At 74.3% G+C, this 22,245-nt stretch carries 13 protein-coding genes; 3 read left to right on the plus strand and 10 right to left on the minus strand.

Going from position 1 to position 22,245, the window contains the following annotated elements; translation table 11 throughout:
• Positions 1–116: 116 nt before the first annotated feature.
• The gene (locus tag OO62_RS00640) at positions 117–2,828 is read right to left on the minus strand and encodes a SpoIIE family protein phosphatase (RefSeq protein ID WP_078616948.1); all 2,712 of its coding nucleotides are present in this window, start codon (positions 2,826–2,828) and stop codon (positions 117–119) included.
• A 234-nt stretch (positions 2,829–3,062) separates the two neighbouring features.
• On the opposite strand from OO62_RS00640, the gene OO62_RS00645 reads away from it, so the two are divergent.
• Positions 3,063–3,650: a sigma-70 family RNA polymerase sigma factor gene (locus OO62_RS00645; RefSeq protein ID WP_051732431.1), complete on the plus strand. Its 588-nt coding sequence runs from the start codon at positions 3,063–3,065 to the stop codon at positions 3,648–3,650.
• Entirely contained in the window at positions 3,647–4,393 is a 747-nt protein-coding gene (locus tag OO62_RS00650) for an anti-sigma factor (protein ID WP_033265091.1), read from the plus strand. Before OO62_RS00645 ends, OO62_RS00650 begins: the two co-directional genes overlap by 4 nt.
• Before the next feature lie 46 nt (positions 4,394–4,439).
• Here the strand turns inward: OO62_RS00650 and OO62_RS00655 are convergent, their stop codons facing one another.
• The 9 genes from OO62_RS00655 to OO62_RS00695 all read right to left on the minus strand — a co-directional run bounded on the left by OO62_RS00655 (position 4,440) and on the right by OO62_RS00695 (position 18,699).
• Positions 4,440–6,104 (minus strand): amino acid adenylation domain-containing protein, encoded by a 1,665-nt coding sequence (locus OO62_RS00655; protein ID WP_051732433.1) that lies wholly within the window; start codon positions 6,102–6,104, stop codon positions 4,440–4,442.
• A 76-nt stretch (positions 6,105–6,180) separates the two neighbouring features.
• Complete coding sequence (locus tag OO62_RS00660; protein ID WP_033265092.1) at positions 6,181–6,867, minus strand: thioesterase II family protein; 687 nt, start codon at positions 6,865–6,867, stop codon at positions 6,181–6,183.
• The gene (locus tag OO62_RS00665) at positions 6,864–8,156 is read right to left on the minus strand and encodes a condensation domain-containing protein (protein WP_033265093.1); all 1,293 of its coding nucleotides are present in this window, start codon (positions 8,154–8,156) and stop codon (positions 6,864–6,866) included. Before OO62_RS00665 ends, OO62_RS00660 begins: the two co-directional genes overlap by 4 nt.
• Entirely contained in the window at positions 8,149–9,453 is a 1,305-nt protein-coding gene (locus OO62_RS00670) for an MFS transporter (RefSeq protein WP_051732434.1), read from the minus strand. Before OO62_RS00670 ends, OO62_RS00665 begins: the two co-directional genes overlap by 8 nt.
• The gene (locus OO62_RS00675; RefSeq protein WP_033265094.1) at positions 9,450–11,225 is read right to left on the minus strand and encodes a condensation domain-containing protein; all 1,776 of its coding nucleotides are present in this window, start codon (positions 11,223–11,225) and stop codon (positions 9,450–9,452) included. The genes OO62_RS00670 and OO62_RS00675 overlap by 4 nt, the downstream gene beginning before the upstream one ends.
• On the minus strand, positions 11,222–12,349 hold the full coding sequence (locus tag OO62_RS00680) for a MupA/Atu3671 family FMN-dependent luciferase-like monooxygenase (protein ID WP_051732436.1): 1,128 nt from the start codon (positions 12,347–12,349) through the stop codon (positions 11,222–11,224). The genes OO62_RS00675 and OO62_RS00680 overlap by 4 nt, the downstream gene beginning before the upstream one ends.
• Entirely contained in the window at positions 12,346–15,336 is a 2,991-nt protein-coding gene (locus OO62_RS00685; RefSeq protein ID WP_051732438.1) for a type I polyketide synthase, read from the minus strand. The genes OO62_RS00680 and OO62_RS00685 overlap by 4 nt, the downstream gene beginning before the upstream one ends.
• A 70-nt stretch (positions 15,337–15,406) precedes the next feature.
• Positions 15,407–18,484, minus strand: a complete 3,078-nt coding sequence (locus tag OO62_RS40365; RefSeq protein WP_051732439.1) for a non-ribosomal peptide synthetase — start codon at positions 18,482–18,484, stop codon at positions 15,407–15,409.
• A 2-nt stretch (positions 18,485–18,486) separates the two neighbouring features.
• Positions 18,487–18,699: a hypothetical protein gene (locus OO62_RS00695; RefSeq protein WP_033265095.1), complete on the minus strand. Its 213-nt coding sequence runs from the start codon at positions 18,697–18,699 to the stop codon at positions 18,487–18,489.
• A gap of 368 nt (positions 18,700–19,067) precedes the next feature.
• On the opposite strand from OO62_RS00695, the gene OO62_RS00700 reads away from it, so the two are divergent.
• A complete protein-coding gene (locus OO62_RS00700) occupies positions 19,068–22,220 on the plus strand; it encodes a non-ribosomal peptide synthetase (RefSeq protein ID WP_033265096.1) in 3,153 nt (1,050 codons plus the stop codon).
• Positions 22,221–22,245: the final 25 nt, after the last annotated feature.

Raw genomic sequence — 22,245 nt, forward strand, 5'->3', positions numbered from 1 at the left:
CGCCCTCGCGAACCGGAAGGAACGGAGCCTTCACACAGCGTGCACTATCCATCATATGGGTACTTTCCGGTGACTTCAGAGGGGTGCCCCTGCGGGCCCGTACGGTGGGGCCGCTCTCAGTGCGGAGGCGAGTCGGGGGACGCGGTCAGGGGCTGTTCGGTCCAGATGATCTTTCCTTCGGGCGTGTAGCGGGTCCCCCAGCGTTCGGCGAGGTGGGCCACGAGATAGAGGCCCCGTCCGCCCTCGTCCGTGGTGGCCGCGTAGCGCAGATGCGGTGAGGTGCTGCTGGCGTCGAAGACCTCGCAGGTCAACACGCGGTCGCGCAGCAGGCGGACGGTGACCGGCGGGGTGCCGTAGCGGATCGCGTTGGTGATCAGCTCGCTGAGGATGAGTTCGGTGGTGAACGCCGCCTCCGCAAGGCCCCATTGGTGCAGTTGCCGGACGGCGGCCGTGCGGACGGGGGCGACCGCTTCGGGTTCGTGGGGCACCTCCCATACCGCGACGTGATCGGCGGGCAGCCGACGGGTGCGGGCGACGAGCAGCGCGATGTCGTCCTCCGCCCCCGGGGTCAGCAGCGCCCGGCACACCTCGACGCACGTCTGCTCGGCGGACCGGTCCGTGCGGGAGAGGGCCGCACGCAGGAGGTCCAGGCCCTCGTCGATGTCCCGGTCGCGGTGCTGGACGAGACCGTCGGTGTAGAGGACGAGGCGGCTGCCCTGGGGAAGGTCGATCTCGGTTGCCTCGAAAGGGAGTTGGGACAGGCCGAGGGGCTGCCCCGGGGGGACGTCCGGGAAGGTGACGGTGCCGTCCGGCCAGGCGACCGCGGGCGGCGGGTGGCCGGCCCGCGCCAGGGTGCACCGGCCGGAGACCGAGTCGTAGACGGCGTACAGGACGGTGGCGCCGGTGACGGAGAATCCCTCGCTGCCGTTCCTCCGGTCCTGGTCGATCCGGGCGACGAGTTCGTCGAGCCGGCTCAGGAGTTCGTCGGGCGGCAGATCCAGGGCGGCGAAGTTGTGGATCGCGGTGCGCAGGCGGCCCATGGTCGCCGCGGCGTGCAGACCGTGCCCCACCACGTCACCGACGACCAAGGCGACGCGCGCGCCCGGCAGCGCGATGACGTCGAACCAGTCGCCGCCCACGCCGCCCCTGGCCGGCTGATACCGGTGGGCGACCTCCAGGGCGTTCTGCTCGGGCAGCCCGCGCGGGAGCAGACTCCGTTGGAGGCTGACGGCCATGGCGTGCTCACGGGTGTACCGGCGGGCGTTGTCGATGCAGACCGCCGCGCGGGCGACCAGTTCCTCCGCGGCGGACAGGTCGTCCCTCTCGAACGGAGCGCGTGCGCCGGTGCGCCAGAAGTGGGCCACCCCCAGGGTGACCTCTCCCACGCAGATGGGCACGACGACCAGCGACCGCATGCCGTGCTCCAGGAGAGCCCGGGCCTGCTGCGGGTGCGGGCCGCGCCATCCGCTGTCCGCGGTCAGGTCGGCGAACAGAGCGGCCCGGCCGCCGTTGAAGGGCTGCGGGGTGTCGGGCAGGAAGGTGGCCGGCTCGTCCGGGAGCGGGGGAACGCCGGGTGCCGCGGCGGCGGCCGTCCGGCTCAGGGCAGTGGGCGCCTTCCCGCCGGGCTCCTCGCCGTGCAGGACGGGTTCCAGGAGGTCGACGGTCACGGCATCGGCGAAGCGCGGCACGGCCACCTGGGTCAGTTCCTCGGCGGTGCGGGTGACGTCCAGCGTCGTACCGACGCGTACCCCGGCGTCGTAGAGCAGTTGCAGCCGTTCGCGTGCCACCTCCGCCCGTCCGGTGAGCGCGCGCAGCTCCGTGGTGTCGCGCAGGGTGGCGACGCTCCCGCCGAGCTGACCGGTGGGCCGGCAGCTGATGGCCAGCAGACGGTCGTGGACCCGGTGGACCTCGTCGGTGACCTCCCGGCACGCGGCCAGCAGGTCGGCGAACTCCGGGGCCAGGCCGAGGTCATGGACCGGGCGTCCTTCGGAACGCGCGGGCAGTTCCAGCAGCCGCCGTGCTTCGTCGTTGGCCAGGAGCAGACGCTGGTCGCCGTCGACGATGAGGACCCCCTCACGCACGGAGTGCAGTACGGCGTCGTGGTGCTCGTACATGCGCGTCACCTCGGCGGGTTCCAGACCGTGCGTCTGCCGCTTCAGCCGTCGGCTCACCAGTGCCGCGCCGCCCACCGCCAGGGCGAGCGCCACGGCACCCGCTCCCAGGAGGAGGGGCAGCTCGCGGTTCACCACCTCCGAGACCGTCGTGACCTGGACGCCCGCGGTGACCACGCCGACGACCGAGCCGCGGGCATCGGTGACCGGAACCACGGCCCGAATCGCTTCGGAGGGCGCCCCCTTGAACTTCTCCGTGAAGGACTCGCCGCGCAGCGCCCGGGGCCAGTCGCCGGCGGCGCGGCGGCCGATCAGCCCGGGGGCGGGGTCGGTGTAGCGGATCCCGGAACGGTTCAGCACGGAGACGAAGTCCACGCCGGACGCACGCCGCGCCCGCTCCGCCGGCTCCTGGAGCACGGCCGTGGGATCGGCGGAGCGCAGCGCCGCCGGCACGCCCGGGGCCTGCGCGAAGCCCTCCGCCACGCCGAGCGACCGATGGCGGGCGTCACTCTCGCTCTCGTGGCGAGCGTGCAGCGCCAGGGCGAACGCGGTGGCGGCGATCACCAGCACCACGATGACCGACTGCAGCAGGAACACCTGGCCGGCGACGCTGCGCAGCCCGTACCAGTGGTGCTGCCGCCTCCCCTCAAGGGGCCCGGTGGGCGCGGCGCGTGACCGGCGGAACGGGTGCCTGATCTGACGTAGTTTGCGCCACATGTCGATACTTCTAGCACGTATGCACCGGCTCGTGACCGGCGGTCAAGGGGGAGTCGCGGGCGGACATGGCGACCCCGGCGCACGAGCGACCAATCTTCCGGGGAGCGGACCGGGCCGGCCACACCCGGACCGGGGGCGCGGGCACTCACTTTCCGCTTGAATTCCCGCTCAGACCCCTCCATGGGCCGCTCCGTGTCGAATCATGGGTGACCACATCGCAGTCAGGAGGTGTCCATGCCCGTCGCAGCCCGCGGCGACCGCTCCCCAGTGCCGCGTTCCGGGGCCCTGGAAGACCTGCTCGACCGTGTCTCACGCGGCGACCAGCAGGCGTTCGACAATCTCTACACGGCGGTCGCCGGTACGGTGCTGGGCCTGGTCCGGCGGGTGGTGCGGGACCCGGCGCAGTCCGAGGAGGTCGCGCAGGAAGTGCTCATCGAGGTGTGGCGGTCCGCCGCCCGCTTCGACGCGCGCCAGGGCAGTGCCATGGCCTGGATCATGACACTGACCCACCGGCGCGCGGTGGACCGGGTGCGGACCGCGCAGGCCGCCGCCGTCCGCGACCACAAGGTCGGCCTGGGCTCCTACACGCCGCCCTTCGACGAGGTGAGCGAGCAGGTCGAACGGCGCCTGGAGCGCGAGCAGGTACGCCGTTGCCTGCATCAACTGACCGACCTGCAACGGGAGTCGGTGACCCTCGCCTACTACCGCGGCTACACCTACAAGGAGACCGCGGACCTGCTGGGGACGGCGCTGGGCACCGTCAAGACGCGGTTGCGGGACGGCCTGATCCGGCTTCGCGACTGCCTGGGGGTGTCGGCATGAACACGGTCGACCCGCACACCCTCACCGGCGCCTACGCCCTGGGGGCACTGCCCGAGCACGAGGCGGCGCAGTTCGCCCGCCACCTGGCCCGGTGCCCGGCGTGCGACCTGGAGGTACGAGAGCTTCAGGAGACCGCGGCCCGGCTCGCGCTGGCGGTGGCCGAAGTGCCCCCGGCCGGTCTGCGCGCCCGGGTGCTGGCGGCGCTGCCCGAGGTACGGCAGCTGCCGCCGGTACCGCACCGGGCCACCGTGGTGCCGCTGCGCCCCCGGGCGCGGCCGCGGCTGCCGTACCTCGCGGCCGCCGCCTGCCTCGCGGCCGCCGTGGCCGCCGGTGGCCTGGCCGTCCGCGCCCAGCACGAGGCCGACCAGCAGCGCGACCGCAGCACCCGCGCGGAACAGCAGACAGCCGCGCTCAGCGCGCTGATGGCCGCCCCGGACGCCACCTTCCACACCACGGCGCTCAAGGGCGGCGGCAGCGGCACCGTCGTCGTCTCCGAGCAGCAGGGCCGTACCGCCTTCGTCTACCACGGCCTGCCGAAACTGCCCGAGGCGCGGGTCTACCAGCTCTGGTACAGCCGCGAGGGCGGCATGGTGCCCGCCGGACTCGTCGAGACGGGACGGGCCGGCGGCGCGATGCTGCTGACCGGCACCCCGCGGGGCGCCGTGGGGGTCGGCGTGACCGCCGAACCCCGCGGCGGCTCCAGCCGCCCGACGAGCCCGCCGCTGGCACTGGTTCCGGTGTAGTCGCCGGTGCCGACACGTCCGGTCGGGGAGTCAGCCTGTCGGGGAGTCAGCGGTCCGCCGACTCCCCGGCCGGAGGGGGCGTGTTCCGGGCCGCCAGGTCGTGGGCCGCGACGGCCGCGCGGTCCACCTTGCCGTTGGTGTTGAGGGGCAGTTCGGCGAGGTGGGTGAAGGAGCCCGGGATCATGTAGACGGGCACCAGGCGGCGCAGGAACGTGGTGAGTTCGGCGGCGGTGGTGGGGTCGCCTGAGTAGTACGCGACCAGGACGGAGTCCTCGCCGGTCTCCCGGACCAGGGCGACGGCATCGCGTACGGCGGGGTGGCGGGCCAGCGCCGCGTCGACATCGCCGAGTTCGATGCGCTGGCCCCGGACCTTGACCTGGTGGTCGAGGCGGCTGAGGAACACCAGGGCGCCGTCCTCGACCTGCACCCGGTCGCCGGTCCGGTACCAGTGTTCCGGCGTCAGGGGCGCGGTCCCGTCGTGGATCACGGCACGCTCGCCGGGACGCCAGGCCAGAAACCGGCCGATGTCGTCGGCGGGTTCCAGATAGCCGTCGAAGCGCTGGCTGCCGCGCAGGCACAGTTCACCCGTGGCCGCGGGCTCGCCCGACTCGTCGAGGACCACGTGCTCCAGATGGTCCGGTACCCGGCCGATCGGCAGCGTCCCGTTGGAACCGGCCGGCCGCAGCGAGGTGCCGCTGCCCAGTTCGTGTGCCGTGGAGACGATCGCGACCTCGGTCGGGCCGTACAGATTCCACAGCCGCGCGCCGGGCGCAGCCGCCGCCCACTGCTGGGCCTGCTCGCTGAGCAGCCGTTCGCCGCCGAACATCACCCCCACCATCGTCGGCATCGAGTCCGGCGTCAGCGCGCCCGTCCGGGCCGCGACGCTGCCGACCGACGGCACGCAGAACCAGCGCGTGATCCGCTGGGCGCTGACGAACGCCGACGGCCGCACCACGTCGTTCGGCCGCGGCACCACCAGCGCCGCACCGACCGACCACGTCGTGAAGAGTTCCAGCACGGCGACGTCGAAGGAGAGCTCGACGTTCTGCGACAGCCGGTCCTCCGGCCCGAAGCCGTGCTCCTCGACCAGCCACCGCAGGGTCGGCAGGACGTTGGCGTGCCGGATGGGAACCCCGCGGGGCCGGCCCGTCGAACCGGAGGTGTAGAGCACGTAGGCGATGTCCTGCGCCGATGTGGGGGCGGCGGCAGCGGCGCGGCCGTCCCCGGGGGCGTCCGCGCGGAGCCGGGCCAGTTCGGCGTCGGTGAGGGCGAGCATCGGGGGCAGCCGCACGCCGTCCGCCGCCGCCTGTGCGGTGAGGCGTTCGGCCGGCCGTGCGGCATCGTCGTCGGTGACGACGACGTCCAGGTCCGTGGTGGCCGCGATGGCCAGGATCCGGGAGGCCGGGAAGGACGGGTTCAGCGGTACGACGGCGGCGCCGGCGCGCAGGGCCGCCAGATATCCGGCGTACGCGGTCAGCGTCCGGGAGGCCAGCAGCCCGACCTTCGCGGGCCGCTGCGCGCCGTGCTCCGCCGCTACGGCGGTCAGCCGCTCGGCCAGGCGGGCGGTCAGCCGGTCCAGTTCGCCGTAGGTGAGGACCTCGCCCCGGACCTCCAGCGCACTCCGCTCCGGGTACCGCGCGGCACTCGCGGCGAAGAGCCCGAAGAGGGTGGTGGGGGCCGGGGGAGGCGTCGTGGGGGAGGGGGAGGTCATGACAGGTCCTGTTCGGTCGGCAGGCATACCGGTGGGCAGGGGGCGTCCCCGGGCCGGGGACCGGGTCGCGGGGCGCTCACACCAGCGCCTCAACGGTCTGCCACACCTCGGACCAGCGGTCCGTCAGATACATGTGGCCGCCGGGGAACTCCACCGCCGAGAAGGGCCCGGAGGTGAACGCCGACCAGTCCCGCCACTCGGCGGCGGGCGCCAGATGGTCCGCGTCGCCACGGAGCGCGGTGAGCGGCACCGGCAGCGGGGTGTGGGCAGGGGGCGCGTAGTCGGCCAGCAGGCCCACGTCGGCGCGCATCGCGGGGAGCAGCAGCGCCCGGGCCGTCGGATCGGCGAACACCTCGATCTCCCGGCCCGCGATGGCCGCGGCCTGGGCGGCCGCCACCTCGTCGTCGGCGTCGAGCGGCTCGGCCTGGCGGTGGCGCGGGCTGGTCGACCCGCTGACGACGAGGTGGGCCGGCAGCGGGCCGCCGGTGGCGACGAGGTGCCGGACGGCCTCGTAGGCCAGGATCGCGCCGAAGCTGTGCCCGAAGACGACGAACGGCTCCTTTCCCGCGGCCGCCCTGATCCGCTCGGCGGTACCGGCCGCGGCCTCCGCCATCGTCCGGTAGAACGGTGCGTTGAACTCCTCCTCCCGCCCCGGCACCTGGACGGGCACCGCGCGCAGCACCCCGGACTCCCGCCGGAACCAGGGCCGGTAGACCCCGGCTCCCGCACCGGCATAGGGCAGGCAGAACAGCGTCGTGGTCATGCGGGACCTTCCGGGTCGATAAGGTGCGGCGGGCCGGACTCGGGCGCCAGCAGGCCGAGTTGGGTACGGAAGCCGAGCATCAGGTCGGCGAGGCGGGGCGCCCAGGACCCGGTCAGCGGAGCCTGGAGCACACACTTCAGGGTCCCGTCGGGCAATGCGCACATCTGGAGCTGGATCTCGGCGACCGCCCCCACCGGCGGTACGGGCACGGTGTGCATCCGCACCGGGCCCGCCGGGTGCTCGACCCGCCGCCAGCTCTCGAACGCGAACACCGCCTGGTAGACCGGCATCCGCCGGCCCGCGACGGTCCGGGCGGCCCGCACGATCTCGTCGCAGGGCAGCGCGGACCCCACGATGGTGTCCCGGACCCCCGCCCACACCCGCTCGACCGCGCCGGGCGCGAACAGCTCCGGCATCCGGACCGGCAACGTGTTGATGAGGCAGCCGAGTTCGTCCTCCTGCCCGGCGGAACGGGCGACCACCGGGGTGCCCACGCAGAAGTCCGCGCCGCCGGTGAGCTCGGCCAGCGCCCTGCCGTACGCGGCCAGCAGCACCACGAACGGCGAGCAGGAGCTGCGCCGGGCCGCGGCGCACACCGCCTGCCAGACGCCGGGCGGGCAGATGTCCCGCCGCTCCGCGAGGCCGGCCTGTGCCAGGGCGCGCTGGCTCGGCGCCGGCCCGCCGCCCGGGACGGGCAGGTCGGCCGCGCCCGCCAGCACGGTGCGCCAGTGCGCGGTGAGTTCGGCGCGCTGCGCCGGAGCGGGGCCGGCCGGCGCCGGCCGCTCCCGTACCGGCAGGTCCGGCGCCCGGCCGCCGGCGGTCAGGCCGTAGGCGCGGGCCAGGTCGGTGGCGAACACCTCCTGCGACAGGCCGTCGAAGGCGATGTGGTGGACGGCGAGGAAGACCGTGGCGCCCTCCGCGTCGGGGGCGACCCCGGCCCGGTGGACCCGGCCCGCGGCGAGGTCGAAGGTGTCCGCACCGAGCAGTGCGGCGGCCGCCTCCGCGAAGCCCGTGCCGGCGGCCAGACGCAGCGGCGGCTCGGCCACCGGCTCGGCGAGGACGGTGCGCACCACCTGCCCGTCCTCGATGACGAAGGCGGTGCGCAGCGCCTCGTGCCGGCGGGCCACCGCGGACAGCGCCGCGTCGAGCACGGACAGGTCGACCGGGCCGTCGGCACGGACCTCGGCGAGCACCCAGTTGGCGCCGCTCGACGGGGCGATCTGCTCACCGAGCCAGAACTGCCGCTCCAGCGCGGAGGCGGGCTGCACCCGCAGCGCCGTCTCAGTCACGGGCCAGCTCCTTGTCCGCGCCCTCCGCACCGTCGCCGTCGGCGGCCTCGGGCGGGGTCAGGTCGTCCATCTCCCGCAGTGCCCGGTTGCGCAGCGAGACCAGGACCAGCACGACGTACGTCGCGCCGAAGGCCAGCAGGGTCCAGCGCAGTCCGATGCCGTGGATCGCCCAGCCGGCCACCAGGATGCCGACCGGGGCGGCGCTCATCGCGACGGCCGAGGTGAGCGCGAAGACCCGCCCGAACAGGGCCTGCGGCACCTTGTTGAGCATCACGGTCGACAGGACCGGGTTGAGCGGCCCGGCGGCCAGCCCCAGCAGGAACGAGATCGCGATGGACAGCACCGCGCCCGGCTGCCCGCCGAGCGCCAGCCGCAGTCCGCCGATGACCAGGAAGCAGCCCAGCAGCGTCCAGCGGCGGCTGGTGAGCACCCGCTTGCTGACGGGGCCGTACAGGAACGTGCCGGCGACGGCGCCGCAGCCGGAGGCGGCCACCAGCCAGCCGAGGTACTGGCCGCCGCCCAGCACCTGGTCCGAGTAGACCGGCAGGATGACCGGGGTGAAGGCGTCGTCGAGGAAGTTGGTGACGAACACGAACGAGGTCATCGCGCCGATCACCGGGAGCTGCTTGACGAGCCGGAGCCCCTCGGTGAGCTGCCCGACGAAGCCCGGCCGCTCGGCGGCCGGAGCGACCGGTCCACGCGGTACGGCGACCCCGACCAGCAGCGCGGACAGCAGGAACGTCGCGGCGTCCACGTACATGCCGACCACCGGCCCGGACACCGCCGCGAGCAGACCGCCGAGCGGCGCCCCGACCAGCAGGCCCAGCCGCGGGGCGCCCTGCATCCAGGAGTTGGCGCTCTCCAGCCGCACCCCGGCCCGGTCGGCGAGCGCCTTGAGCAGGCTCTGCCGGGCCGCGCCGGTCGGCGTGGAACCCAGGCTGCGGACGAAGAGCAGCCCCATCAGCACCGGAAGGGCGAGCCCCACCGTGTCGTTGAGCAGCGGGATCAGCCCGATGACGGTACCCGCGAGCAGATCGCAGACCACGCTCATCCGCTTGCCGCCGATGCGGTCGATCCAGACCCCGCCGACGGCGCCCGCGAAGATCAGCGGCAGCGTGTTGGCGAAGCCCGCCAGGCCCGTGGAGACGGAACTGCCGGTGACCCCGAGCACGTACAGCGGAATGGTCACCACCGTCACGGCATTGCCGAACGACGACAGGTAGTGGGCCAGCAGCAGGACCACCAGCGGCCGGCGTTCCGGCACCGCGGCGCCGCCGGGCCCGGGGGGCGAGGTCATCGGTTCTCCTGTTCCGCACCTTGGGTGCTGGCGAAAAGCTGTTCCAGGTACTCCTCCGAGACGCCCGCCCGGCCCGGGACCTCGGAGTCCGGGATGCCGGTCGGCGTCAGCGGGTTGCCGCGTGCCAGCAGCAGGTCGGTCAGGCCGGCCAGGGTGGTGTGCTCGGTGAGGTCCCGGGCGCCGGCCGGGAAGCCCCGGGCCGTCAGCAGCCGGGCGAGCCGGACGGCCAGCAGCGGGGTGCCGCCACTGGCGGCGAACGCGTCCCCCGGGTCGGCGGACGGGATGGCCAGCGCCTCGCACCAGGCGGCGCGCACCTGCTCGGCGGCGCGCCGTGCCGGGCTGCCGAGCGGGGTGTCGGGGGAGGTGGCGAAGACCTCGACCAGCTGGAGCAGCCGCCGGGCGAGCCGGTCGATGGTCTCCGGCTCGAACAGCGCGGTCCGGTACTCGAACCGCCCGTAGACGAGGTCGCCCAGGTGCCACCAGGCGACCGTCGCGTCCATCGAGGAGATGCCCTCGGGCACCGCGTTGGCGTAGACCGTGGCACCGGGCACCGTGTAGGACACCGTCTCGGCGAGGTCCAGGTGGACGAGCATGGTCCGCAGCAGCGGATAGCTGTGCACCGACCGCTCGGGGGCGACGGCCCGGACGATCTCGCCGAACGGCGTCTCGTGGTGTTCCGCGACGGCGGCACCGGCGGCCTGGGTGGCGGCCATGAAATCGTGCGGGGTGGGCTCCTCGGGCAGCCGGATCCGCAGCGGCACATTGGTGAGCAGGAAACCCACCAGGTCCTGGACGGCCGGCTCGCTGCGGGTCACGCTCGGCACCCCGAGGAGGATGTCGCCCGCACCGCTCTCCTCGTACAGCAGCGCCGCGTAGACCGCGGCCATCGCGTTGGCGACGGTGCTGCGGGCCTCCTTCGCGCGGGCGATGAAGGCGGCGGCCGTCCTCTGGTCCAGGACGAAGTTGTACTGCCGTCCGGTGCGGTCCTCGGACTCGGGGGAGTGGTCGTACGGCAGCAGCGGCCGGTCCGGGAGGTCGGACAGGTACGTGCGCCAGAACGCCCGGTGCCGCTCGCCGTGCCCGCTCTCGAAGTAGTCCCGCTGCCACTGCGCGTAGTCGCCGAACTGCACCGGCAGATCGGGCAGTTGGGGCTCCCGGCCTTCCCGGACGGCGCAGTAGGTCTCCAGCAGCTCGCTGTTGAGCCGTACGTACGACCACTGGTCGGTGAAGGAGTGCGGCATGGTCTGCACGATCTGGTGGTCACCGCCGCCCAGGTCGGCCACCCCGATCCGCAGCACCGGGTCCCGGGCCAGGTCGAAGGGGCGCCGGACCTGCTGCCGGATGAACTCCGCCCGGCGCCGCTCCCGTTCGCCGTCCGGCCCGTCGGACCGGTCGGTGAAGGTGAGGTCGGCGCCCCGCTCCGGGTGCAGCCGCAGCACCGGCCGTGCGCCGTCCGTCTCGATGGCCGAGCGCAGCAGCTCGTGCCGGCCCACCACGACGGCCACCGCCTCGCTGAAGGCATGCCGGTCGAACTCGCCGAGGAAGCGCAGCCCGAACCCCAGGGTGTACGTCGTGGTGCCGGGGTAGAGCTGGTCGAGGACCCACAGCCGTTCCTGGTCCATGCCCACGGGGAAGGTGTCGCGCGGCCCGGGGCGGGGCCGCAGCGGCTGCTTGCCGGAGCGCTGCTGCGACAGCCGGGCCAGCAGCGCGGCCCGCTTCTCCGGGGCGAGGCCGGCGAGCCGGGCCGCGAGCGCCGACTCCGCCGCGCTCATCGGGCACGCTCCGCGGGTATGCAGGCGAACAGGGCGGGCAGCGCGGCCAGCACGTCGTCGGTGGGCAGCCCGAAGTCCACCAGGAAACCCACCTCGTCGGCGCCCGCCTCGCGCAGCAGGCCGAGCACCCCCGCGGCCTTGTCGGGCGTGCCGAGGAGCGAGGGGCCCTGGAGGAAGTTGAGGTAGGCGCTCTCCAGGAGCACCGCCTCGTCCTCGCCGGACGCGGCCGTCTGACTGCGGTAGGCGCGCAGATAGCCGTGCATGGCCGGACGCAGGTAGTCCTCCAGGTCGGGCCGGTCGCTGACGTGGGCGTGCACCATGACCACCACGTCGCCGTCCCCGGCGTGGCCGGCCTCCCGCCAGGCCGCGCGGTAGCCGGCGATGTTCTCCCGCAGGACCGGCAGTGTCTGGCCGAGCAGTGCGGTCATCACGCCGTAACCGGCCCGGCCTGCGGCGGCGAAGGTCTCCCCGTGGCCCGCTGAGGTGAGCCAGACCGGGAGGTCCGGCCGCACGGGCCGGGGCCCGGTGCGGACCGATGCGGTGCCCCCCGCGGTGGTCGGATGGCTCACCGCCTCACCCCGCCAGTGCGCCCGCACCTGCTCGATGATCCGCAGGGTGTCCGCGCGCCGGTCGGCGTAGTCCGTACGAGCCAGCACGAAGTCGTCCGGGTGCCATCCGCTGGCGAAGGAGATGCCGCTCCGGCCGCCGGACAGGTTGTCGACCACCGACCAGTCCTCGGCGATCCGCGCCGGGTGGTGCAGCGGCGCGGCGACGCTGCCGGCGCGGATCTGCAGGTTCTCGGTGCGTACGGCGACCGCGGCGGCCAGCACCGCCGGATTCGGCGAGTGTCCGCCGAAGTCCACGAAGTGCCGCTCCGGCAGCCATACGGCGTTCAGTCCGGCCGCGTCGGCCTGCACCGCCGCGTCGAGGACGAAGCGGTAGTACTCCTGAGGGGAGACCGTGTCCGCGCTGGCGAAGAAGTACAGGCTCTGCCGGGCGGGTGCGCCCGGCGTCTCGGCGGCGGCCGCCGGCCCGGTCCGGGCGGCGCGGCGGCGCATCTCCTGGCCCAGGACGCGCCGTTGTTCGGGCGAGAGGGCGGCCAGTCGCTGGGAGAGGTCGTTCACGGGGTCCCTTCGATCTCGTCGAGCAGCCGCAGCAGTTCGGCGTCGTCCCGCGCGGCCGCGAGCTCCTCGGCGCGGCTGATGAAGGCACCGAGGTCGGAGTGCTCGTAGAGGTCCCCGAGTGCGACGCCGAGCAGCAGCGTGTCGTTGACGACCGTGAGGAGCTGGGCGGCCTGCAGCGACGTACCGCCGAGGGTGAAGAAGTTGTCGGACGGCCCCAGCGGCTCGCCGCCGAACGCCTCCTGCCAGATGGCGGTGATCGCGACGGCGAGGTCGCCGGCCGTCTCCGCCGCGTCGTCCGCGGGAGTGGACGGCTCCGGCTGCGGCACCGGCGCGAGGACCGGGGCGGCGGCAGCGGCGGGCCGTTCGTGGGGCAGGGCCCCCGTCGCCTCGATCCAGTGCCGGGTGGCCGCGAACGGGTAACGCGGCAGCGGGACGGGCGAGGTGACCTGGGGGACGTCGAAGTCCACCGGGCAGCCGGCCGCCCAGAGACGCGCCAGCGCGTCCTCGTGGGCCAGCGCCTCGTCCGCACCGGAGCGCCCGAGCAGCTCGATGATCGTCGGCGGGTGCTCCAGGCCCAGCAGGCGGGCGGTGTGCCGTACGGGGTTGGTCAGCGCGCGGCCGCCGTGGATGCCGACGACCGCGGCGGGGCGGCCCGCCAGCAGGGTCCGGATCCCGTCGGCCAGCCGCACGGTCCCGCGCAACTGCCCTGCCCAGTAGGCGGGGTCGGTGGCCTGCTCGGCGGTCAGCTCCGCGCCGGTGCGGTTGGAGATGACGGTCAGCCGGGGGGCGGACAGCGGCAGGGTCGCGAGGAACTCCCCGAACCCGGCGGCGGCCTCCTCCATCGCGCGGGAGTGGAAGGCGTGCGCGGTCTCCAGCCGTTGCGCGGAGAGCCCGCGCCCGGCGCAACGCCGCTCCAGCTCGGCGACCGTGTCCGGGTCGCCGCCGAGCACCGTGGTGTCGGGGCCGTTGACGCCGCAGACGTCGGCGGGCAGCCCGGCGGCGAGGTCGCGGGCGGCGTCCTCGTCCAGCGGGACGGCCAGCATCGCCCCGGCCGGGGCCCGGCTCATCAGCGCACCGCGCCGTACGACGGCCGCTGCCGCGTCCTCCACGCCGAACACCCCGGCGTACGCGGCCGCGGTCAGTTCGCCGACGCTGTGGCCGAGCAGCGCGCGCGCCCGTACGCCCCGGCGTTCCAGCCGCCACAGGTGCGCCAGGCCGACCACGAACAGCAGCGGCTGCACCACGGAGGTGTCCAGCAGCCGCGGGTCGTCGCCCTCCCAGGTCTCGAAGCCGCGCAGATCGGGGCCACCGGCCCGCAGCACGGCGGCGTACAGCCGGGCGAGGTCCTCGCCGAAGCGGGGGTCCTCGGCGGCCGACGCTCCGGTGCCCGTCAGGCGGGTGCCCTGCCCGGGCAGCAGCACGGCCACCGGGGCGTCGGCCACCGCCGGTGGCGCGTCGGCTCCCTTCGCCGTCTCCAGCAGCCACTGCCGCAGTTGTTCGCGGGCGGCGGCCGGGTCGGTGGGCAGCGCGGCGGCGGACCGGCGGGCGAGTTGGCGCCGGCCGTGCCACAGGGTGCCGAGCACGCCGGGGAGGGCGCTGCGCGCACCGGGGCCGTCGAGCCAGTCGGCCAGGTCCTTGGCCTTGTCGCGCAGGGCCTGTGGGGTCGCGGCGGAGAGCACCGCCACCCGGGGTCGGGCGTCCGGTGCCGCGGCGGGTTCCGGGGCGGGTTCGGCGGGGGCGAGGATCACGTGCGCGTTGGTGCCGCCGAAGCCGAACGAGCTGACCGCGGCCCGGCGCGGGACCTCGGCGCTCCACGTCGTGGGCTTTCGCGGCAGGAAGAACCGGGCCGCGCCGAGATCCGCGTCCGGGCCGTCGCCCGGCTGGGCGGCGACCGGCAGCAGCATGTCGTGCTGGAGCGCCAGCACCGTCTTGATCAGGCCGAGCACCCCGGCCGCGCTGTCGGTGTGGCCGATGTTCGGCTTCACCGTGCCGATCGCGCAGCGGGGAGCGGCGGTACCGGTGCCGTAGACCTCGGCCAGCGCCGCCAGTTCGACCTGGTCGCCGAGGACGGTGCCGGTGCCGTGCGCCTCGATGTAGCCGATGTCCGCGGGGGAGAGCCCGGAGACCTCCAGGGCCTCGCGGAGCACGTCGGCCTGGCCCCGCGGACTGGGCGCGGTCATGCCCATCCGGTCGGCGCCGTCGTTGTTGACCGCGCTGCCGACGATGTGCGCCCGGGCGCGACCGGGGCTGTCGGCGAGGTCGGCCGACCGGCGCAGCACCACGATGCCGGCGCCGCTCGACGGGACCGTCCCCCGGCTGCCCTGGGTGAAGCTGCGGCAGCGGCCGTCGGGCGCGTAGATGCCGCCCTCGGGCCCCTCGTGCTCGGGCCGTTCGACCGGGAAGACGGTGATCCCGCCCGCGAGCGCCACATCGCATTCGTAGGTGAGGAGACTGCGCACGGCCTGGTGGACGGCGACCAGGGAGGTGGAGCAGGCCGTCTGCACCGTCATGCTCGGGCCGGTGAAGCCGAGCCGGTAGGAGAGCGCGGTGGCGAGGAAGTCACGGGAGTTGCCGAGCATGATCTGCTCGGTGCCGTGGGCCCGTACGGTCCGCTGGTCCGGCAGCACGTTGCGGTGCAGGTAGATGTCGGGGCCACCGCCGACGAAGACGCCGACCCGGTCGCCGGCGCGCTGGGTGTCCAGGCAGGCGTCCTCCATGGCCTCCCAGACCAGCTCGGCGATCACCCGGTGCTGAGGGTCCGTCAGCGCCGCGTGGGCGGGAGCCATCCCGAACAACTCGGCGTCGAACTCGGCGAAGCGGTCGATCTGCCCGCTGAGCAGCCTGCCGTTGTCGGTCCGTTCCCCCCGGGCCGCCGGCAGCGAGACCTCGCCCCCGGCGAGACGGGCGAGGAAGGTCTCCGGATCCGATGCGCCCGGGGCCCGCAGGGACAGCCCCACCACGGCCACGGCATTGTCCAGCTCTGTCATGCCGGTTCTCCTTCCATTACGTACGACCTGCTCGGCTGCGGTCCGCTCGGCGGGACCCGCAGGGGCGGCCTCATGCGTCTGTCCGCGGGGCGACCGCGGCGGCCAGCCGGCGGGGGGTGGAGTTGCGGAAGATGTCCCGCAACCGGATGGCGGGGTAGTTCTCCTCGCGCAGGGCGGTGGCCAGCAGCACGGCCTGCACGGAGGTGCCACCGAGGTCGAAGAAGTTGTCGTCGGGGCCCACCGGAAGGCCCAGGACCCGCTCCCAGAGGGCGGCCATGGCCGTCTCGGGGCCCGAGGTCTCCGCCGGGGCGGGTGCCGAGGAGGGCTGCGCGGGCCGGGGGTCGGGCAGCAGTGCGGTGTCGAGCTTCCCGTTGGCGGTGAGGGGCAGTTCGGGCACGGCGGTCAGGGTGGCGGGCAGCAGATAGCCGGGCAGCCGCTCGGCGAGCCGCTGCCGGATGTCCGCCAGCTCCCGGGGCGCGTCGGTGACCACGTAGGCGTCGATCCGTGCGGTCGCCGGCCCGTCGGGGGCCCGTACCAAGGAGGCGGCCGCGCGGACCCGGTCGTCCTCCAGCAGGGCGTGCCGGATCTCGCCGAGCTCGATGCGGTGCCCGCGGATCTTCACCTGGTCGTCGCGCCGGCCGAGGTACTCGATCTGCCCGTCGGGCAGGAACCGGCCGAGGTCGCCGCTGCGGTAGAGGCGGGCACCGGGCGTGCCTGTCAGGTGGTCCTCGGTGAAGCGTTCGGCGTTCAGTTCCGGCCGGTCGAGGTAGCCCTGGGTGACCCCGGCCCCGCCGACCCAGATCTCGCCGGGCACGCCGGGTGCGGCCGGGCGGCCGCGGTCGTCGCGTACATAGAGGTCCCACCCGGGTATCGGCCGCCCGATCGAGCGGCTGCCGCGCAGTGCCTCGGCACGGTCGACGGGGTGCCAGGTGCAGAAGACGGTGGTCTCGGTGATCCCGTACATGTTGACGGGCCGGCAGACGTCCTCGGGGTAGCGGTCCAGCCAGGGCAGCAGCACCCCGCGGTCGAGGGCCTCCCCGCCGAAGATCAGCAGGCGCACCGCCAGGCCGCCGGCGCGGAACGCCTCGGTGTTCACCAACTGCGCGAACGCCGAAGGGGTTTGGTTGAGCACCGTCACGCCCTCGGCGCGCAGCAGCTCGTGGAACGCCTCCGCGTCGCGGGAGACGTCGTAGGGGACGACGACCAGCCGGCCGCCGGTGAGCAGGCACCCCCAGATCTCCCAGACGGAGAAGTCGAAGGCGAGCGAGTGGAAGTACGACCAGACGTCGCGGACGCCCGGCGCGTACTCCTCGCGGGTCGCGGCGAGCAGGGCGGCCACATTGCGGTGGCTGACCCGGACACCCTTCGGGCGGCCGGTCGAGCCGGAGGTGTGGATGATGTACGCGGTGGCCTCGGGGTCCACGACGGGCAGCGACAGCCCGGGATCCTCGGGTGCGGCGTCCGGTGCGACCCGGTGCAGGCCGGGGACGTCCGAGAGCAGCCCGCCCTCGGTGACGACGGTCCGCAGCCCGGTGTCCTCGATGACGAAGGCGAGGCGCTGCGGCGGGTAGTCGGGGTCGAGGGGGACGTACGCGGCGCCCGCGCGGAGCACGGCGAGCACGGCGGCGATCTGCCCGACGCCCCGGTCCAGACAGACCCCGACCCGGTCGCCGGGGCGGACCCCCGACTCGATCAGCGCGAGCGCCAACTGCCGTGAGTGCGCGTCGAGTTCGCCGTAGCTGGCGCGTTCGTCCCGGCAGACCACGGCGGTGCGTCCGGCCGCCTCGCGCACCCGGTGCGCGAACAGCTCGGGGAGGGCCGCCGGTGGATCCGTGAGCCGCGCGCCCCGGCCGGTGGCGAGCAGAGCGGTGAGTTCCTCGGCCGGCAGGGTGTCCACGTCGTCCAGACGCCGGTCGGGGTGGTCGGTGAAGTGGGCGAGCACCGCCGTCAGTTGGCGGAAGAAGAGGGCGGCGGCCTCCTCGGTGACCAGGGCCCGCTGGTGGCGCAGCAGCATCCGGATCCCGTCCGTGCGCCCGTGCTCCTGGTACAGGCCGAGGGTCAGCGGGAAGTGGGCGGTGCCCAGGCCCTGGTCCTCGTGCGGGACGGCGTGCCGGTCCCCTTCGCGCAGTGCGGGCAGCGTGTCGATGGCCGACACGACCAGCTGGGGCGCGGTGAGGCCGGCCCCCGGCAGTACGGAGGACAGCGGCAGGTCGGCGTCGCGGTACGCCTGCACACCGCGCTGGTGCACCTCCCGCAGGAAGTCCGCCACCGTGGCCTGCCCGTCGAGGAGGACCGGGACGGGAGTGGTGTTGTTGAAGTACCCGACGGTCGTGGCGTGCGCCGGTGAACGCCGCGAGACGGTGGTGCCGATGACCGGGCGCGCGGCGCCGGAGTTGCGGCCGAGGACGAGGGCCGCCGCGGCGAGGACGGCCGAATAGGGGGTGACTCCCAGTTCGGTGCCGAGGTCGCGGAGGCTGCGGTGCAGCGCGGCGGGGAGCAGCGCCTCGGCGACGCCACCGCCGGTCGTGTCTCCGGCTCCGGGGGCGTCGCCGGCGGCGCCCGCCCAGTCCAGGGAGGGGACGACGTCGGCCGTGGCCAGCTCGGCCCGGATCTCGGCCGCGCGGCCGGCGCGCCGGGGCAGCCGGGCGCGGGCCGCGGCCGCCCAGTCGGCCCAGTCGGCGGCGGGCTCGGTGGTCTCGTCCGTCAGCACACCGCGCGCGATCAGTTCCATGGACCGCCCGTCGACCACGAGGTGGTGGGCGATGAGCACGAGGTCGGCGGTGTCCGGCGCGTACCGGAGCAGGACGGCCCGGCACATCGGCCCCTTGGCGAGGTCCAGGGGCCGGGTCAGCTCCTCGCGCAGCCGCAGGCGGGCGGCCGCGCCGTCCGGTGCGTCCGCGACCTGCACGGAGCGCAGCTGCGGCGGGTCCGGCGCGGCCTCCAGGAACCACGCTCCGTCGTCCTCCACCACGCGGGAGGCGAGTACGGGGTAGGTCTCACCCAGGCGCGCGAAGCGCTCGGCGAGCAGGGGCTCGTCGGCGGGACCGGTGATCCGGTAGACGCAGTTGACGAGATAGGTCGAGGGGTCCTCGGCGGCCTGGTCGGCCGTGTAGAGGTCGACCTGATTGGGGGACAGCTCCCAGCGCATGGTCAGCTCCCCGCGACGTCGGCCGTGAGCAGGCGGGCGATCGCGCCGGCCCCGTCGGCCTCCAGGACGTCGAGGTACTCGACCTCCCGGCCGGTCAGCTCGTAGAGCCGACTGCTCAGCAGGACCGCGCGGAACGAGTCCCCGCCGTTCTCCAGGAATCCTTTACCGAGATCTGCACTGTTCCCGAGGATTTCTTTCCAGAGATTCTCCGCCACTTCAGCCGAATTTTCGGAGGAGGGCAAGGAGGGGTCAGTATCGAATTCCATTGGACAGCCCCCGAATTCTATGAGTCCGAATTCCCCGCTTCTGTGCCAATGTTCTGTCACAGGGTGTGTCACCGGGGGGTGGTCGGCTCCATCCAGTTTCCACGGCCGCCGGGCCCAATTACCCGCCACAGCGGTTTGGTTGACGCTACAGCGCCTCCAGGAAGTTGATCAATGTGATGTAGATCACGGTGTCGCGCTTCTTGAATTACCTCGCTTAGTGTGCGGCGCCGCCCAAGAATTCTTCTTGACAAGATCAAACGGCCTCCATAGCCTGGCGCGACTAATTCCGGTGAGGATTTCAGTCGGGGGGCTGTTCGGTGACGAGCATTGACGATCCCGGGAATGCGGTCAGGCTGGCCGACTCGGGACAGACCCGGTTTTTCCTGCTCGACCAGCAGGGCGGCAGAGCGACCACACTGCTCCAACACCTCCGCATCGACGGCCCCGTCGACCTGGAGCGGATGACCGCGGCCGCGCGAGCGGTCTGCCAGGCACAGCCGGCGCTGCGGACGTCCCTGCACCCGACGGCGGAAGGGCTCGTCCAGCGCACCCACCCCGTCACCGAGGTCGACCTCCGGACCGGGTGGGTGGACGACGAGGGCGCCCTCGACGGATGGATCGACGAGGCCCGCGCACCGTTCCCGCACGGCGCGGGACCGCTGTGCCGGATCCGGATCGTCGGTGCCCCCGGGCGCGCGCACTGCCTCGTCGGCGTGCACCACGCCGTGTTCGACGAGGACTCCGCGGCCATCCTGCTGCGGCAGCTCGCCCGCGCGTACACCGACGGGCCCGAGGCGCTCCCCGTCGCCGCCGCACACCGGCCCCCGCCACAGCCCGCCCGCCTCGCGGCCCTGCACGCCTTCTGGTCCGGCCACCTCGCCGGCGCGCCCGCGGACACCGCCCTGCCGTCCCTCACGGCCGACCCGGCTGCCGGGCACGGCGCGGTGTCCCTGCCACTGGACGCCGAACTCACCGCCGCGCTGCGCCGGTTGACCCGGGAAAGCGGGGCCACACCCTTCGCGCAGCTCCTGGCCGCCGTCGCCGTGGTCGTCGGCTGGTACAGCGACTCCGAGGACGTCGTGCTCGCCACCGTCGCCACCACCCGCGCCGCGGCGGACGAAGACGTCATCGGCTGTCTCCAGAACACCCTGCCGGTACGCCTGCCGCTGCACGGCGCCGACACCGGCACGGTGCTCGACCGGACCGTCGACGCGCTGTTCGACGCCCTCGACCACTGCGACCTGCCCCTTGAGGACATCCTGACCGCGTCGGGCACGCCCCGCCGTCCCGGCCGGACACCGCTGACGCAGATCATCTGCACCCAGGCCACCGCGCCCGCCCCGTTGACCACCGGCGACCTGCGCTGGCAGCTCGTGCCGGCCGACGAGGTACGCAGCGAGTACGGCCTCTCCGTCACCCTCCAGCAGGAGTCCTCGGGCGCCCTCGCCCTGACGGTCGGGTACGACCGCGGCACGCTGCCCGCGGCCTCGGCGCGCCTGTTCGCCGAGCATCTGGCCGGCGCGCTCGCGGCGTTCGGCACCGCACCGGCGGTCCCGCTCACCGCGCTGCGCCTGTTCGACCCCGCCGCACCGCCCGCACCCACCGGCACCACCGCGGCCGGCCCGGCGGTGCCCGAGCTGATCGCCGAGCACGCCCGGCGCACCCCCGACGCCGTCGCCCTGATCGCGGGGGCCGAGCGGGTGTCCTACGCCGAACTGGACCGCCGGGTAAGGGAACTCGCGGCCGCGCTGATCGAAGCCGGTGTGCGGCCCGGCGACCGGGTCGGCGTGTGCCTGCCGAGGACGGCGGACCTGCTCGTGGCCCTGGTCGCCGCGTGGCGGGCGGGTGCGGCGTACCTGCCGCTCGACCCCGGCTACCCGGAGGGCCGGCTCCGGCTGATGGTGGAGGACGCCCGGCCGGCCGTGGTCATCGGCGACGCCCCGGCCGCGCAGATCCTGGGCGCCACCGGCGTCCGGCTGGTCGCCCCCGACGCCGTGGCCGGCCGCGCGCCCGGCGAGTGGCCGGTGCTCGCGCCGCAGGACCCCGCCTACGTCATCCACACCTCCGGCTCGACCGGCCGGCCCAAGGGCGTCATCGTCCGGCACGACAACCTGGCCGCGCTGTTCGCCGCCTTCGCGCAGGAACTGCCCGCGCCGCCCCAGGTGTCGGTCGCCGGCGCGAGCGTCTCCTTCGACATCAGCGTGCTGGAGCTGTTCTGGCCGCTGGCCACCGGCCGCACGGTGCTGTTGACCAGCCACCGGCAGGTCGCCGACGCCGAGGTGCCGCGCGGCGCGCTCTACCAGTGCACCCCCACCATGGCCCGGATCCTGGCCGACGACCCGGCCGGCCGGCGACTGCTCGGCAGTCTCGCGGTCCTGTTCGTCGGCGGCGAACCGCTGGCCCGCGACCTGGCCGAGCGGCTGACCGACCTGGTGCCGGGGCCGGTGTTCAACTGCTACGGCCCGACCGAGACCACCGTCTGGTCGACGGTGTGGCGGGTCCGGCCCCAGGTACCCGTGCACATCGGCAGTCCGCTGGCCGGCGAGGAGTGCCGGGTGGTCGACAGCCACGGCCGCCCGCTGCCGCCCGGCGTCCCCGGCCGGCTGCTGATCCTCGGGGCGGGGGTGGGATCGGGCTACTGGCAGCGGCCGGACCTGACCGCCGAGCGCTTCGCCGCGTACGACGGCCGCAGCTGCTACGACACCGGGGACCTGGCCGTCCTCGACCCCGAGGAGGGGCTGCGCTTCCTCGGCCGGGCCGACACCCAGGTCAAGATCCTCGGCCAGCGGATCGAACTCGTCGAGATCGAGACCGTGTTGCGCGCCCACCCCGCCGTCCAGGAAGCCGCGGTCACCGTCACCGGCGACGGCACCGCGGTCACCGCCTGCCTGATCCCCACCGACCCGGCGGGCGCACCCGGCGCCGGGCGCCCCGCACCGGCGCCCGCCGAACTCGCCGACGCACTCCGCCGGCACGCGGCCGTCTCGCTCGTGCCCGCGATGATCCCGGCCGCCTGGCTGCTGGTCGAGGCACTGCCCCAGCTGCCCAACGGCAAACTGGACCGCGCCGCGGTGGCCGAGTGGGCGGCCGGGGCGCCGACGGCGGTGCCCGAAGCCGCGCCGGCCGAGCCGTCGGCGGGGCCGCTCTCCGACCGGGCCACCGAGGTGGTCCGGCGCGCCTGGGAACACGTTCTCGGTGCCCCCGTCCACGGCCTGGACACCCACTTCTTCGACCTGGGCGGCACCTCCGGACAGATCGTGCGGGTGCTCGCCCTCCTCCAGAGCCCGTACCCGGAGCTCACCACGGCCGACCTCTTCCGCTACACCACCGTCCGTGCCATCGCCCGCCATGTCGACGCGACCGGCGAGGACGGCGGGGGAGCCCCCGGCGGCACCCGGCCCGTGGTGCGTGCCGCCGCCCGGACGCAGGCCCTCAGCGGCTGGCGCCGGCGAACCGAACGATCTCGATAGCAGACCGGTGACAGAAGGGCCGACG

Source organism: Streptomyces lydicus (genome assembly GCF_000717345.1).
GTDB lineage: Bacteria > Actinomycetota > Actinomycetes > Streptomycetales > Streptomycetaceae > Streptomyces > Streptomyces lydicus.